The organism is Pseudomonas sp. RA_5y_Pfl1_P24 (assembly GCF_963970945.1).
In the GTDB taxonomy this organism is placed as follows: Bacteria; Pseudomonadota; Gammaproteobacteria; order Pseudomonadales; family Pseudomonadaceae; genus Aquipseudomonas; species Aquipseudomonas tritici.
Genome location: NZ_CAXAOJ010000014.1, coordinates 103,395 through 117,451 on the forward strand (window position 1 = coordinate 103,395; position 14,057 = coordinate 117,451).

General features: G+C 60.3%; 16 protein-coding genes. 8 read left to right on the top strand and 8 right to left on the bottom strand.

Annotation, left to right across the window (positions count from 1 at the left end):
* Positions 1 to 31: 31 nt before the first annotated feature.
* On the top strand, positions 32 to 919 hold the full coding sequence (locus AACY30_RS22225) for a cytochrome c oxidase subunit 3 (RefSeq protein ID WP_339438458.1): 888 nt from the start codon (positions 32 to 34) through the stop codon (positions 917 to 919).
* A 6-nt stretch (positions 920 to 925) separates the two neighbouring features.
* On the opposite strand, the gene AACY30_RS22230 is transcribed toward AACY30_RS22225, so the two are convergent.
* Positions 926 to 1,129, bottom strand: a complete 204-nt coding sequence (locus tag AACY30_RS22230) for a twin transmembrane helix small protein (RefSeq protein WP_016978774.1) — start codon at positions 1,127 to 1,129, stop codon at positions 926 to 928.
* A 28-nt stretch (positions 1,130 to 1,157) separates the two neighbouring features.
* On the opposite strand from AACY30_RS22230, the gene AACY30_RS22235 reads away from it, so the two are divergent.
* From AACY30_RS22235 to AACY30_RS22255, 5 genes are read left to right on the top strand one after another with little or no spacing between them, the layout of a single operon-like run.
* Positions 1,158 to 1,922, top strand: coding sequence for an SURF1 family protein (locus AACY30_RS22235; RefSeq protein WP_339470486.1), 765 nt, complete (start codon positions 1,158 to 1,160; stop codon positions 1,920 to 1,922).
* On the top strand, positions 1,888 to 2,472 hold the full coding sequence (locus tag AACY30_RS22240; protein ID WP_339470485.1) for a hypothetical protein: 585 nt from the start codon (positions 1,888 to 1,890) through the stop codon (positions 2,470 to 2,472). The genes AACY30_RS22235 and AACY30_RS22240 overlap by 35 nt, the downstream gene beginning before the upstream one ends.
* A 10-nt stretch (positions 2,473 to 2,482) precedes the next feature.
* The gene (locus AACY30_RS22245; protein ID WP_339470484.1) at positions 2,483 to 3,562 is read left to right on the top strand and encodes a COX15/CtaA family protein; all 1,080 of its coding nucleotides are present in this window, start codon (positions 2,483 to 2,485) and stop codon (positions 3,560 to 3,562) included.
* A complete protein-coding gene (cyoE, locus tag AACY30_RS22250; protein WP_339419201.1) occupies positions 3,550 to 4,449 on the top strand; it encodes a heme o synthase in 900 nt (299 codons plus the stop codon). Before AACY30_RS22245 ends, cyoE begins: the two co-directional genes overlap by 13 nt.
* On the top strand, positions 4,446 to 5,081 hold the full coding sequence (locus tag AACY30_RS22255) for an SCO family protein (RefSeq protein ID WP_339419199.1): 636 nt from the start codon (positions 4,446 to 4,448) through the stop codon (positions 5,079 to 5,081). The genes cyoE and AACY30_RS22255 overlap by 4 nt, the downstream gene beginning before the upstream one ends.
* Positions 5,082 to 5,242: 161 nt before the next feature.
* On the opposite strand, the gene AACY30_RS22260 is transcribed toward AACY30_RS22255, so the two are convergent.
* From AACY30_RS22260 to AACY30_RS22270, 3 genes are read right to left on the bottom strand one after another with little or no spacing between them, the layout of a single operon-like run.
* The gene (locus tag AACY30_RS22260; protein ID WP_339419198.1) at positions 5,243 to 6,013 is read right to left on the bottom strand and encodes a MetQ/NlpA family ABC transporter substrate-binding protein; all 771 of its coding nucleotides are present in this window, start codon (positions 6,011 to 6,013) and stop codon (positions 5,243 to 5,245) included.
* 49 nt (positions 6,014 to 6,062) lie between these two features.
* Positions 6,063 to 6,737, bottom strand: a complete 675-nt coding sequence (locus tag AACY30_RS22265; protein ID WP_065875631.1) for a methionine ABC transporter permease — start codon at positions 6,735 to 6,737, stop codon at positions 6,063 to 6,065.
* Positions 6,737 to 7,744, bottom strand: a complete 1,008-nt coding sequence (locus tag AACY30_RS22270; RefSeq protein ID WP_339541135.1) for a methionine ABC transporter ATP-binding protein — start codon at positions 7,742 to 7,744, stop codon at positions 6,737 to 6,739. The genes AACY30_RS22265 and AACY30_RS22270 overlap by 1 nt, the downstream gene beginning before the upstream one ends.
* A gap of 245 nt (positions 7,745 to 7,989) precedes the next feature.
* Between AACY30_RS22270 and katE the strand changes: the two genes are divergently transcribed.
* On the top strand, positions 7,990 to 10,152 hold the full coding sequence (gene katE / locus AACY30_RS22275) for a catalase HPII (RefSeq protein WP_445261451.1): 2,163 nt from the start codon (positions 7,990 to 7,992) through the stop codon (positions 10,150 to 10,152).
* Positions 10,153 to 10,251: 99 nt separating this feature from the next.
* Here katE and AACY30_RS22280 read toward each other — a convergent pair whose 3' ends face one another.
* From AACY30_RS22280 to zur, 4 genes are read right to left on the bottom strand one after another with little or no spacing between them, the layout of a single operon-like run.
* Complete coding sequence (locus AACY30_RS22280) at positions 10,252 to 10,971, bottom strand: PA5502 family lipoprotein (protein WP_339419193.1); 720 nt, start codon at positions 10,969 to 10,971, stop codon at positions 10,252 to 10,254.
* A gap of 37 nt (positions 10,972 to 11,008) precedes the next feature.
* Positions 11,009 to 11,797, bottom strand: a complete 789-nt coding sequence (gene znuB / locus AACY30_RS22285) for a zinc ABC transporter permease subunit ZnuB (RefSeq protein ID WP_339427756.1) — start codon at positions 11,795 to 11,797, stop codon at positions 11,009 to 11,011.
* On the bottom strand, positions 11,790 to 12,569 hold the full coding sequence (gene znuC, locus AACY30_RS22290; protein ID WP_314562907.1) for a zinc ABC transporter ATP-binding protein ZnuC: 780 nt from the start codon (positions 12,567 to 12,569) through the stop codon (positions 11,790 to 11,792). The genes znuB and znuC overlap by 8 nt, the downstream gene beginning before the upstream one ends.
* Positions 12,569 to 13,051: a zinc uptake transcriptional repressor Zur gene (zur, locus tag AACY30_RS22295; RefSeq protein ID WP_065875637.1), complete on the bottom strand. Its 483-nt coding sequence runs from the start codon at positions 13,049 to 13,051 to the stop codon at positions 12,569 to 12,571. The genes znuC and zur overlap by 1 nt, the downstream gene beginning before the upstream one ends.
* Before the next feature lie 58 nt (positions 13,052 to 13,109).
* Between zur and AACY30_RS22300 the strand changes: the two genes are divergently transcribed.
* Entirely contained in the window at positions 13,110 to 14,039 is a 930-nt protein-coding gene (locus AACY30_RS22300; protein WP_339470478.1) for a zinc ABC transporter substrate-binding protein, read from the top strand.
* Positions 14,040 to 14,057 lie beyond the last annotated feature (18 nt).

The following is a 14,057-nucleotide window of genomic DNA, read 5'->3' on the forward strand; positions in this document are numbered from 1 at the left end:
TGTTTGCCCGCTCAATCAGGAGAGCGAATACATGTCGACTCATGATACGTACTACGTACCAGCGCAAAGCAAATGGCCGATAATTGCCACCTTTGGCCTGTTGATCACTGTGTATGGCTTGGGTGTGTGGTTTAACGACTTGAAGGCGGCGCGCCCGGAATCCCACGGCCCGTGGATCTTTTTCGTCGGTGGCCTACTGTTGGCCTACATGATGTTTGGCTGGTTCGGCGCGGTGATCAAGGAAAGCCGCGCCGGTTTGTACAGTTCGCAGATGGACCGCTCGTTCCGATGGGGCATGAGCTGGTTCATCTTTTCCGAAGTGATGTTTTTTATCGCGTTCTTCGGTGCGCTGTTTTACGTGCGGCACATGTCCGGCCCGTGGCTGGGAGGGGAAGGCCACAAGGGCATCGCGCATATGCTGTGGCCGAACTTCGAGTTTGCCTGGCCGTTGCTTAACAACCCTGATCCAAAACTGTATCCGGCGCCAGAAGGCACCATCAGTCCTTGGGGCCTGCCACTGGTCAATACCATTCTGCTCGTGAGTTCCAGCGTGACCATCACCATCGCCCACCATGCCTTGCGCAAAGGCCATCGCGGCGCGCTGAAGATTTGGCTGGCGATCACCGTGCTGCTGGGCCTGGCATTTCTTGGGTTCCAGGCCGAGGAATATATCCACGCTTATAAAGAGTTGGGGCTCACGCTCGGTTCGGGCGTGTACGGCGCGACCTTCTTCATGCTCACCGGCTTTCATGGTGCGCACGTCACCATCGGCACCATCATTCTGTTCGTGATGCTGATGCGCATCCTGAAGGGGCATTTCAATGCCGAGCACCAGTTCGGCTTCGAAGCGGCGAGTTGGTATTGGCACTTTGTGGACGTGGTGTGGATCGGGCTGTTTTTCTTCGTCTATGTGCTGTGAGGCGCCTTACCACGGCGCATGAGAAACCAGCTGGCCGCTAAAAAAGCCCCAGGCGATCAGCGCCACGGTGATCACGGCCAGTACCACGCGCACGGTCAGGGCAGTGACGAGGCGGTTGGAGTTGCCCTCGTCCTTGACCAGAAAGAACAAGCCACTGAACAGGCTCACGACAGTCGCGATCAGCATCAGGGCAATAGCGGCTTTGAGCATGGTCTGGCTCCAATTGGATGGGCGGGCAATGAAAACAAGTATAGCCAGCGCCATAAAAAGCTTTCGCCCTGGGATTGCGCCGACGCTGGTGGTGTTGGTGCTGCTGCCGTTGATGGTGGGCCTGGGGTTCTGGCAATTGTCCCGCGGCCATGAAAAACAGCTGATGGTGGACAGTTATGCCGAGCGGCGTGCGGCTGATCCGATCAGCAGTGCACAGCTTAACGAACTGGCTGACCCGGCTTTTCGTCGTGTGCGCCTGCGCGGGCAATTCGACGCCGAACACAGTGTGTTTCTCGATAACCGCCTGCGTGACGGCAAGGCCGGCGTAGAGCTGCTGCAACCCTTCCACGACCAGGCCAGCGGCCTGTGGCTCTTGCTCAATCGCGGCTGGCTGCCTTGGCCGGATCGGCGCACGCCGCCCGTCTTTGCCACCCCTGAGCAGCCCTTGAACCTGGATGCCTGGGTTTACGTCGCCCCCGGCGAAACCTTCCAACTGCATGCTGACCCGACGAGCGCGCAATGGCCGCGCTTGCTGACCGCCCTGCATCCGGCCGCGCTGTGGGCTGAACTGGGGCGCAGCGGTTTCGCCTACGAGCTACGGGCCGAAGCAGGCCCCGGCACCTACGAAACCACCTGGGCCATCGTGGCCATGGGGCCGGAAAAACACCTGGCTTATGCCGTGCAGTGGTTCGCCATGTCGCTGGCCCTGCTGGCGCTTTACCTCTACCTCGGATGGCACAACAAAAAGGAGAAGCCCCATGGGAGCGGCCATGAATCCACTCAACATGTCTGACGTGCCTGATCGGCGCAAAGGCCGTTGGCAGCTGTTGCTGATCCTGATGATGGTAATCGGCCCGATGGCGCTGGCGACCTTCATGTACAAATTGCAGTTCTGGGTGCCGGAAAGCCGCAGCTACCATGGCGAGATAATCGGCAACGGCCAGACCCGCGCCGATATTGGCGTGCAAGCCGATGAACAGCGTTGGCAACTGCTGGTCACCGCGCCCGCTGCCTGTGCCGCAGATTGCCAGCAACTGGTGTACCTCGCGCGCCAGTTGCAGATCGGCCTCGGCCGCGACGCCTCCCGTGCCAGCCACGCCTTGGCCAGTGCGCAGCCGGTCACCACCGACTACGAGGCCAAGCTCAAGGCGCAATATCCGCAACTGCAGCGTTACCCGCTGAACCTGGCGACCTTCACCAAGGACGCCGGCGCGCCGGGCGATGCACAGCTGTGGATCGTCGATCCCCACGGCAACCTGGTGCTGCGCTACGACGCCAAGGTCAAGGGCAAGGACGTGCTCAACGACCTGCGCCATCTGCTGAAACTGTCGAATATCGGATAAGGGCATCGTCATGGCCAAACCTGGATTTCGCCTCGCGTTGTTTGCCACCTTGCTGGCGCTGATCGTCGTGCTGCTGGGCGCTTATACCCGCCTGACCCATGCTGGACTGGGGTGCCCGGACTGGCCCGGCTGTTACGGTTTTATCAGCGTGCCGCAAAGCGAAACTCAGCTGGCCCATGCCGAACTGCATTTCCCCGCTACACCGGTTGAGGCGGACAAGGGCTGGAGCGAGATGATTCACCGCTACTTCGCAGGCACTTTGGGCCTACTGATCTTGTTGCTCGCGGCGCGCTCGTGGAGCCATCGGCGTGATCCCGGTCAGCCGGTGAAATTGCCGCTGTTTCTATTGGCGGTAGTGTTTGCACAGGCGGCGTTTGGCATGTGGACGGTCACGTTGAAGCTGTGGCCGCAGGTGGTGACGGGGCATTTGCTCGGCGGCTTTGCGACCTTGAGCCTGCTGTTTCTGCTGACCCTGCGCTTGTCGGGCGTGCTGCCTGCGTTGATTGTGCCCAAGCGCCTGCAGTATTGGGCGACGGCAGGCTTGGTGCTGGTGATCGGGCAGATTGCGCTGGGCGGCTGGGTCAGCTCCAACTACGCGGCGGTGGCCTGTGTTGATCTGCCAACGTGCCATGGCGAATGGTGGCCGGCGGCGGATTTTGCCAATGGCTTTCATCTTACCCAGCATATTGGCCCTAATTACCTTGGCGGGCAGTTGGACAGCGAAGCGCGCACGGCCATTCACTTGACCCACCGCATCGGCGCCGTGATCGTCAGCCTGGTATTGCTTGGCCTGGCCTGGCAACTGCGCGCGGTCGGCATGACGCGGCTAGCGGGTTTGTTGCTGATCGCCCTGGCTGCGCAAATCTGCCTGGGCCTGAGCAATGTGGCGTTCGGGCTGCCGCTGGCAATAGCTGCAGGCCATAACGCAGGAGGCGCCGTGTTGTTGCTGAGCCTGGTGCTGGTCAATTACCACGCCCGCACCAGCCTGGTCCGGGTGCGTAATCAACGGCCGTTCGGCTGGCGTTTTATCCCGCGCAAACACGTATCGGGCCTCATCACCCTTAAAGGAGAGATGCCATGGCGACCTTGAGCGGCGCGCGTCACGGCCAGGCGATCTGGCGTGACTACCTGGAGCTGACCAAGCCGAAAGTGGTGGTGCTGATGCTTATCACCTCGCTGGTGGGGATGTTTCTCGCAACGCGCGCGGGTGTGCCGTGGACAGTGCTGGTGTTCGGCAACCTGGGCATTGCCCTGTGTGCCGGTGGCGCGGCGGTGGTGAACCACGTGGTGGACCGGCGGATTGATGCGGTGATGGCGCGCACCCATAAGCGGCCGCTGGCGCAGGGGCGTGTGTCGCCGTTGGCTGCGTTGGCCTTTGCATTGTTCCTGGCTGTTGCGGGATTGGCGCTATTGCTGGCCTTTACCAACCCATTGGCGGCATGGCTGACCTTGGCTTCGCTGCTGGGGTACGCAGTGATTTACACCGGTTTCCTGAAGCGTGCGACGCCTCAAAATATCGTCATCGGCGGCCTCGCCGGTGCTGCGCCGCCATTATTGGGCTGGGTCGCCGTCACCGGCCATGTCAGTGCCGAACCGCTGCTGCTGGTGCTGATCATCTTCGCCTGGACCCCGCCGCACTTCTGGGCGCTGGCCATCCACCGCAAGGAGGAATACGCCAAGGCCGATATCCCCATGCTGCCGGTCACCCATGGAGAGCACTACACCAAGGTGCACATCCTGCTCTATACCTTCGCCCTGCTGGCGGTGAGCCTGATGCCCTATGTGATCCATATGAGCGGCGTGTTGTACCTTGCGTGCGCGCTGATATTGGGCGGGCGCTTTCTGCAATGGGCCTGGGTGTTGTACCGTGGCGCTCGGCCGCACGCGGCGATCAACACGTTCAAGTACTCTATTTGGTACTTGCTGCTGCTGTTCATCGCCCTGCTCGTAGACCACTACCTACTGTTGAATCTATGACTCGAACTCAAAAAACTGTCTTCATCCTGGTGGCCCTGGTGGCATTGATCATGGGCCTGACCGTCAACAAAGTGCTCTCGGGCAAAGGCCAGGGCGACCCCACCGCTTTGATCGACGCCGGTATCATCCTGCTGCCGCAAAGCCGTCAGCTACCGCCGGTGACCATGACTAATCAGGAAGGCCAACCGGTGCAGGTTAATGAGTTGAAAGGCAAGTGGAGCCTGCTGTTCTTCGGCTACACCTTTTGCCCGGACATCTGTCCGACGACCCTCGCCCAGCTGCGCCAGATCAAAAGCGAACTGCCCAAGGACGTTGTGGATAAGTTGCAGGTGATCCTGGTCAGCGTCGACCCGCACCGCGACACGCCGACTCAGCTCAAGCAGTACCTGGGCTACTTCGACCCGCAGTTCCAGGGCCTGACCGGCGCGAATGTGGAGGATGTGCAAAAGGTTTCAAATGCGGTGAGCATTCCGTTCATTCCGGCGGATACCAGCAAGCCGAACTACACCGTCGACCACAGCGGCAACCTGGCGCTGATCGGGCCGGATGGGACGCAGCGTGGGTTTATCCGGGCGCCGTTGAACAATCAGAAGCTGGTGGTGCAACTGCCGGTGTTGCTACAGCGTAAATAGGCCGGACGCCAACCCAGCCAACACCACAAAACAAATGTGGGAGTGGGCTTGCCCGCGAATGCGGTGTATCAGTCGACGAAGATGTTGACTGGTCCACCGCATTCGCGAGAAAGCCCGCTCCCACATTTTTTGATCTCCAGTGTTTGGGAGATCGAGTCAGGTCAGAACGCCGGCTTGATCGCGCCTTTGTACTTCTCTTCGATGAATTTCTTCACTTCAGGCGTGTGCAGGGCTGCGACCAGCTTCTTCACGGCGTCCGAGTCTTTGTTGTCTTCGCGGGTGACGAGGATGTTCACGTAAGGCGAGTCGCTGCCTTCGATGACCAGCGCGTCCTTGGACGGGTCCAGCTTGGCTTCCAGCGCGTAGTTCGTGTTGATCAGCGCCAGGTCAACCTGTGTCAGCACGCGCGGCAGGGTGGCGGCTTCGAGTTCGCGAAACTTCAGGTTTTTCGGGTTGGCGGTGATGTCTTTGATGGTCGACAGGATGTCTGTCGGATCCTTCAGGGTGATCAGGTTGTGCTTGGCCAGCAGCAACAGCGCACGGCCGCCGTTGGTGGCGTCGTTCGGGATCACCACGTTGGCACCATCAGGCAACTCGTCCAGTTTCTTGTATTTGCTGGAGTAAGCGCCGAGGGGTTCCAGGTGTACACCGGCTACGCTCACCAGGTGAGTGCCCTTGGTTTTGTTGAACTCATCCAGGTACGGCTGATGCTGGAAGAAGTTGGCGTCCAGGCGCTTTTCAGCGACCTGTACGTTCGGCTGCACGTAGTCGGTGAAGACTTTGACCTGCAGGTCCACGCCTTCTTTGGCGAGGGCAGGTTTCACGAATTCCAGGATTTCCGCGTGCGGGACCGGCGAAGCGGCGACCGTAATGGTCTCGGCGTGGGCGGAAAACGCGGCAACGGCGGCGAAAGCAACCAGTAGTTTTTTCATCCAGCAAGCTCCTTGTTCGGGCATAGCCGGCGGGGGCCGGCAATGGCCGTTATTTTCGAGAATAGTGCGTCACCAGCTTATCGCCGATGGTCTGCAGAATTTGTACCAGCACAATCAACATCACCACGGTGACGACCATGACGTCGTCCTGAAAACGCTGGTATCCATAACGAATGGCCAGGTCACCCAAGCCTCCGGCGCCCACTACACCGGCCATCGCGGTGTAGCCTACCAGTGCGATCGCAGTGACTGTGATTGCAGCAATGATACCGGGCTTAGCCTCCGGCAAAAGCGCCTTGATGATGATCTGCCGGGTGGTGGCGCCCATTGCTTGAGTCGCCTCGATGATGCCGCGGTCCACTTCGCGTAGGGCGGTTTCCACCAGCCGTGCGAAGAACGTCGAAGCTCCTACCACCAGCGGTGGAATGGCCCCGGCCACGCCAAGCGATGTGCCTGTGATAAAGATCGTCGTAGGGATCATCACAATCAGCAGAATGATAAATGGCAGAGAGCGTATGGCGTTGACCACGAATGCCAGTACTGCGTAGGTGGTCTTCTGCTCCAGCAACTGTCGAGGGCTGAAGAGAAACAGCAGAACGCCCAGCGGCAGGCCCACCAGCACGGTGAACAGCAGCGATGTACTGAGCATCAGCATGGTGTCGCCGGTGGCAACCCAGATGTCAGCCCAGTCAACTTTGTCGAAGTAATGCAGTAAAACGTCCATTAACGCAGGACCTCCATGTGCACATCGGCTGCGGTAAAGCGGGCGAAGGCCGCTTCCATGTCACCGCCGGTAATGGCCAGGGTCAATTGCCCGTAGGGAATGTCTTTGATGCGGTCGATACGACCGGCAAGGATGCTGTAGTCCACACCCGTTTCGCGGGCGACGGTACCCAGCAACGGCGCGTAGGTCGATTCACCCTGGAACGTCAGGTGTACGATGCGGCCTGGGACGTGGGCGAAATCATCGCGCTGTTCACCTTCGTCGACCTGCTCGGATTCTTGTACGAAGCGCTTGGTGGTCGGGTGCTTGGGGTGCAGGAACACATCGGCGACCGAGCCTTGCTCGACGATCACGCCGGCGTCCATTACCGCCACGTGGTCGCAGACGCGGCGGATCACGTCCATTTCATGGGTGATCAGCACGATGGTCAGCTTCAACTCGCGGTTGATCTCGGCCAACAGTTGCAACACCGAAGCGGTGGTTTGCGGGTCGAGGGCGCTGGTGGCTTCGTCGCACAGCAGGATCTTTGGCTTGGTCGCCAAGGCACGAGCGATGCCGACGCGTTGCTTCTGGCCGCCGGACAACTGCGCCGGGTACTTCTTGGCGTGGTCTGACAGGCCGACACGTGCGAGCAATTCGGCGACGCGCTGGTCGATTTCCTTGCGCGACAATTCGCCGGCCAGGGTCAGAGGCAGCGCCACGTTGTCGGCAACGGTCTTGGACGCGAGCAGGTTGAAGTGCTGGAAGATCATCCCGACCTGCTGGCGGAAACGGCGCAGGCCGTTGGCGTCCAGGGCGGTGACTTCCTCGCCATCAACCGTGATCTGGCCGCCACTCGGTTCTTCGAGGCGGTTGATCAGGCGCAGCAGTGTGCTTTTGCCTGCACCGGAGTGGCCAATCAGGCCGAACACCTGGCCGTTTTCGACACTCAGGCTGGTGGCATGCAGTGCGGGAATATCCTTACCGGCAACGCGGTAGGTTTTATGGACGTTATGAAACTCGATCACGTAGCGAACCTTGTGGGGCGCATGGAAAAGGGATCAGCGGTTAGCCGGGCGCGCATTTTAGCCTGTCCGTATAGCGTTTCTTAGCATTTATTTCGCATTCAACCAGCGATTTGGCAATAACGCGATCAAAGGTCATAAAAAAGGAACGGCCCAAAACCTCATCAGTCACTACTTAAGCAACGCGATATCCCAGGTGCCGTGCCTGGGGTTTTTGCTCAAACGAGCCGGGGATCGCTCTGGCCACTTTGAATAAGGAGTTTTGTCTGATGAGTACCAAGAAGCCAGCCACCCCGTCGAAGAGTGAGCTCGCGGGCACCGATACCCTGGACCGTGGCAACACCAACGCCAAGCTGCAGGCCTTGGAGGAATTCCGTTCCGATGCGACCGGCCAGGCCCTGCGCACCAACCAAGGCGTCAAGATTTCCGATAACCAGAACACGTTGAAAGTCGGCTCCCGTGGCCCGTCGCTGCTGGAAGACTTCATCATGCGTGAAAAAATCACGCACTTTGACCATGAGCGCATCCCGGAGCGCATCGTGCATGCCCGTGGCACTGGCGCTCATGGCTATTTCCAGACGTATGAGAACCATTCGGCGCTGACCAAGGCCGGGTTCCTGCGTGACCCAGGCCACAAGACGCCGGTATTTACCCGGTTTTCGACTGTGCAGGGGCCGCGCGGCTCTGGCGATACGGTGCGAGATGTACGGGGTTTTGCCGTGAAGTTCTTCACCGAAGAAGGCAACTTCGACCTGGTGGGCAACAACATGCCGGTGTTTTTCATTCAGGACGCGATCAAGTTCCCTGACTTTGTGCACGCCGTTAAGCCAGAGCCTCACAACGAGATTCCTACAGGCGGCTCGGCTCACGATACGTTCTGGGACTTCGTCTCGTTGCAGCCTGAATCTGCCCACATGGTGATCTGGGCAATGTCTGACCGCGCCATTCCAAAAAGCCTGCGCAGCATGCAGGGTTTTGGTGTGCACACCTTCCGCTTGGTGAATGCCGAGGGTAAATCCAACTTCGTCAAATTCCACTGGCGTCCTACCGCGGGTACTTGCTCGCTGGTGTGGGATGAAGCGCAAAAGCTCGCCGGTAAAGACACCGACTACCATCGCCGCGATCTCTGGGAAGCCATTGAGATGGGCGATTACCCTGAGTGGGAATTGGGCGTGCAGGTGATTCCTGAGGATAAGGAGCATGCGTTTGACTTCGACATTCTCGACCCGACCAAGCTGATTCCTGAGGAGCTGGTGCCGATCACCCCGCTGGGCAAAATGGTGCTGAACCGTAATCCGGACAACTTCTTCGCTGAAGTCGAGCAGGTCGCGTTCTGCCCCGGCCATATCGTGCCGGGTATCGACTTCTCCAATGATCCATTGCTGCAAGGTCGGCTGTTTTCGTACACCGATACACAAATCAGCCGACTGGGTGGCCCGAACTTTCACCAGTTGCCGATCAACCAGCCGGTCGTGCCGTTCCATAACAACCAGCGCGATGCCATGCACCGCACCACCATTGATAAAGGTCGTGCGGCTTACGAGCCAAACTCGATTGATGGCGGCTGGCCGAAAGAAACCCCGCCAGCGGCGCAGGATGGCGGCTTCGAGACGTACCCAGAGCGCATCGACGCCCACAAGATCCGTGAGCGCAGCGAGTCGTTCGGCGATCACTTCTCTCAGGCCCGCCTGTTCTTCCGCAGCATGAGCAAGCACGAGCAGGAGCACATCATTGCGGCCTACAGCTTTGAGCTGGGTAAGGTTGAGCGTGAGTTTATTCGTGCGCGCCAGGTCAATGAGATCCTGGCCAACATCGACTTGGAACTGGCCAAGCGCGTGGCGCATAACCTGGGGCTGCCAGCACCGACCAAAGGTACTGTGCCTGAGCACCAAACCAAGCCGGAACGTTCGCCAGCGTTGAGCCAGGCGAACTTGCTGCCGGGTGATATCAAAACCCGCAAGGTGGCGATCCTGGCGGCGAATGGTGTGGACGGCGTGGCGATTGCCGCGTTGAAGAAGGCACTGGCAGCGGAAGGCGCACATGCCAAGCTGCTGGGGCCGACGTCAGCGCCGGTGAAGACGGCTGACGGCAAGAGCCTGCCAGTCGACGCGTCGATGGAGGGTATGCCGTCCATTGCGTTTGATGCGGTGTTTATCCCGGGTGGGAAAGAGTCGGTGAAGGCGCTGAGCGGCGACGGCGTGGCACTGCATTACGTGCTGGAGGCGTACAAGCACCTGAAGGCGATTGCGGTGGCCAGTGACGTGAAGCCTTTGCTGGATCTGCTGAAGCTGGAGGCGGATGCGGGGTTGATCGTGGGGTCGGATGCCAAAGCGTTCAAGGCATTCTTTGCTGCGATTGGCCAGCATCGGGTTTGGGATCGTGAGGTGAAGGCGAAGGCGATTCCGGCTTAAGTCATCTGTTGTTTGTTAGATCGCTATCGCGGGCAAGCCCGCTCCCCCACTTGAAGTGTTCACCGTTCAAATGTGGGAGCGGGCTTGCCCGCGATGCTTTTAGTCCGCTTTGCGCGGAATCAACACAACTTGCGCCGGAATGTGCTTCAGAATCTGCCGGTGAATCTTCAGGTCATACCCCGAATCAATACGCTTCACCCGTTTGGTCAGTAACGTGGCCAGCCACGGGTAATCCTCGGTGCGCGGCGCCTGGATGCTCACGTCGCACTGGTAATTCACGACGTCGGTGGCGATTGCATCCAGCTGATGGCGCAGTGCTTCGATGTCGGTGAGGTTCAGTGCCACGGTGGTGCTTGGCGCTGCCGGGTCGATGACCTTGGCGGCGGGCTGAGTTTCAGCGGCTTTCAGGGCGGCTTCGGCTTTATCCAGCTCGGCTTTGCGGGCGTGGCTGATGGCGCTGTTAACGCCGCCAGTGAGTGCCGGTGCCTTTGGCATCAGCGCACGCGCCCGGCTTAGCGCAGTGGCAGCTGCGTTGACGTCACCTTTTTGCAACACTATCTGGCTGCGCTGCAGGTAGGCCTCGGCCAATTGGCGTTGGTAGCCCTCAAGCGTCGGGTCGTTGGGCGACTGGGCTTGCAGAGTGGCCAACTGATCTTCGGCGGTAGCCAGCTCGCTGCTGGCCAGGTTTTGCTCCAGTTGCGTGATGGCCACAGCACGTGCGTCCTGTGCCTGTGGGGCGGCGGGCGGTGTGCTTTGACAGGCGCCCAGCAGCAGGGAAAATGCGGCAAGGAGCAGATATCGGGCGGTGAACGGCTTCATTCCTGCGACTCTCTATTTGCGCAAAAAGCGAGCAAGTCTACACCCCTCGACGGGGCAGGACAAAACTCAGCAGAAACAGGGCGGCGGCCGTGACCACAATCGATGGCCCGGCAGGCGTGTCCTTGAACCAGGACAGCGCCAAGCCCCCGCACACTGCAAACACCCCCAACAGGCTGGCGCCGATCGCCATTTGCTCCGGCGAACGGGCATGGCGCTGAGCGGCGGCGGCGGGAATGATCAGCAGCGATGTGATCAACAATACGCCGACAATCTTCATCGCGACAGCAATCACCACGGCGATCAGCAACATCAGGGCCATGCGCAGCGCGGGTACGGGCAAACCCTCCACCCTGGCCAGCTCTTCATGCACGGTGATCGCCAGCAATGGGCGCCACAGGGCCACCAGCAACACCAGTACGGTCGCGCTGCCGCCGAGGATCCAGGTCAGGTCAGTGGGGCTGATCGCCAGCAGATCGCCGAACAGATAGGCCATGAGGTCGATGCGCACTTCGTGCATAAAGCTCAGCACCACCAGGCCCAAAGACAGGGTGCTTGGTGCCAGGATGCCCAACAGGGTGTCGGAGGCCAGTGGCTGGCGCTGTTGCAGGGTCACCAGCAGCACCGCCAGGAGCAGGCAGCCTACGGTCACCGCGATGGTCGGGCTTACATCGAGCAAAAAGCCCATGGCCACGCCCAGCAACGCGGCATGCGACAAGGTGTCGCCGAAATACGCCATGCGCCGCCAGACCACGAAGGAGCCCAACGGGCCTGCAACCAGTGCCAAAGCCAAGCCTGCCAGCAGGGCGTAGAGCAGAAAATCAGCCATGCTTGCAGCTATCTCCATGAACGTGAGGGGTAGAAGGATCATCCACGACCGCGCCATGCAGGTCATGCGCGTGGTCGTGGTGGTGGTGATAGATCGCCAGGCTCTGCGCGTTTTTGCCGAACAGCTCGACGAACGCCGGGTCGCCGCTGACCTGTTCCGGGTGGCCGGAGCAGCACACGTGCCGATTGAGGCAGACCACCTGGTCGGTGGTGCTCATCACCAAGTGCAAGTCGTGGGACACCATCAGCACGCCGCAGCCATGGCGGTCGCGCAGGCGCGTGATCAGGCTGTACAGCTCGGCCTGGCCGGCGACGTCGACGCCTTGCACGGGTTCATCCAGTACCAGCAGTTCCGGCTCGCGCAACAAGGCGCGGGCCAGCAGCACGCGCTGCATTTCGCCGCCGGAGATGCTTTGTACCGGACTGTCGATCACCTGTTCGGCGCCGACTTCCTTGAGCGCAGCCTGCGCGCGGGCGCGGTCCACGCCCGGCACCAGGCGAAGGAATCGCAACACCGAGAGTGGCAGCGTCGGGTCGACGTGCAGCTTCTGCGGCATGTAGCCGACGCGTAGCTTCGGCTTGCGCCAGACGCTGCCGGTGTCGGGCTTGAGCAGGCCGAGCACGGCGCGCACCAGCGTGGTCTTGCCGGCGCCGTTAGGGCCGATCAGGGTGACGATCTGCCCCGGCTCCACGCTCAGTGCGATGTTATCCAGCACGTGTTGCCCGGCGAACGTGACCCCGACCTGTTCCAGGCGGATTAACGCATTGCTCATCAAGCCCCCTGGCAGCCCGAGCACAAGCCGACTACTTCGACCGTTTGCCCTTCGACCGTAAAGCCGACATCGGCAGCGCTGCTGATAATGGCGTCGCTGATGCTTTTTTGTTCAAGTTCGATGGCGGCATGGCACGCGCGGCAGATCAGGAATTGACCTTGATGCGCGTGTTCCGGGTGGTTGCAGCCAACAAAGGCGTTGAGCGAGGCAATGCGGTGCACCAAGCCGTTTTCCAGCAGGAAATCCAGCGCACGGTAGACCGTGGGTGGCGCTGCACGACGGCCGTCCTGCTCGCTGAGCACCCCGAGAATGTCGTAGGCGCCCAGCGGCTTGTGGCTCTGCCACACCAGTTCCAGTACCCGCCGACGCAAGGCGGTCAGGCGCAAACCCTTCTGTGCGCAGAGGGTATCGGCCTCCGACAGCGCGGTATGCACGCAGTGGGAGTGGTCGTGGGGACGGCTGGCAAGTGGTGTAATAGGCATGAGCGGCGACAGACATTTGATAGAGACGTTATTATGTTACCCGTTCCTACGCCATTGAGTGGTCATCGTGTCCCGACTTTTTCCCGTTTTTATCGTATTTGTCACCAGTTTGTTCATCAATGGCGCCGCTCAGGCCGAGGTCAAGGTGCTGACCAGCATCAAGCCATTGCAGTTGATAGCCGCGGCTGTGCAGGACGGCGTGTCGGTACCGGAGGTGTTGCTGCCGCCGGGTGCGTCGCCGCATAACTACGCGCTGCGTCCATCCGACGTACGGCGCGTGCAGTCGGTGGACCTGCTGTACTGGATCGGTCCGGATATGGAGAGTTTCCTGCCGCGCGTGCTGAAAGGTCGTACGGCAACAACGGTAGCGGTGCAGGATCTTCCGGGTATGAAGCTGCGGCGCTTCGCCGAAGATAGCCACTCCCATAGCGACGATGCCGACGAACATGATCATGATCACCGCCCAGGCAGCCTGGATTCGCACTTGTGGCTGTCGACCGTGAATGCTCGTGTGATTGCGGCGCGCATGGCTGCTGATCTGGCGGCCGCAGACCCGGCCAATGCCGTGCGTTACCAGAGTAATGTGAAAGCCTTTGATGAGCGCCTGGATGTTTTGGATGCTCGCCTGAAAGCCCGCCTGGCGCCGATTGGCGGCAAACCTTACTTCGTGTTCCACGAAGCCTTCGATTACTTCGAAGACGCTTATGGGCTCAAACATGCCGGTGTGTTCAGTGTCGCCGCTGAAGTGCAGCCTGGCGCCCAGCACGTAGCGGCGATGCGTACGCGTTTGCAGGAAGTGGGTAAGACCTGCGTGTTCAGCGAGCCGCCGTTGCGTCCGCGTTTGGCTGAAACGCTGGTGGCGGGCTTGCCGGTGAAGCTGGCGGAGTTGGATGCGTTGGGCGGGTATACCCCGGCTACGGCTCAGGGTTATGAGCAGGTGTTGGAGAAGTTGGGGAATGACTTGGCTGGGTGCCTGGAGTCGTTGTAACAGACGGCGCAGGTCTAA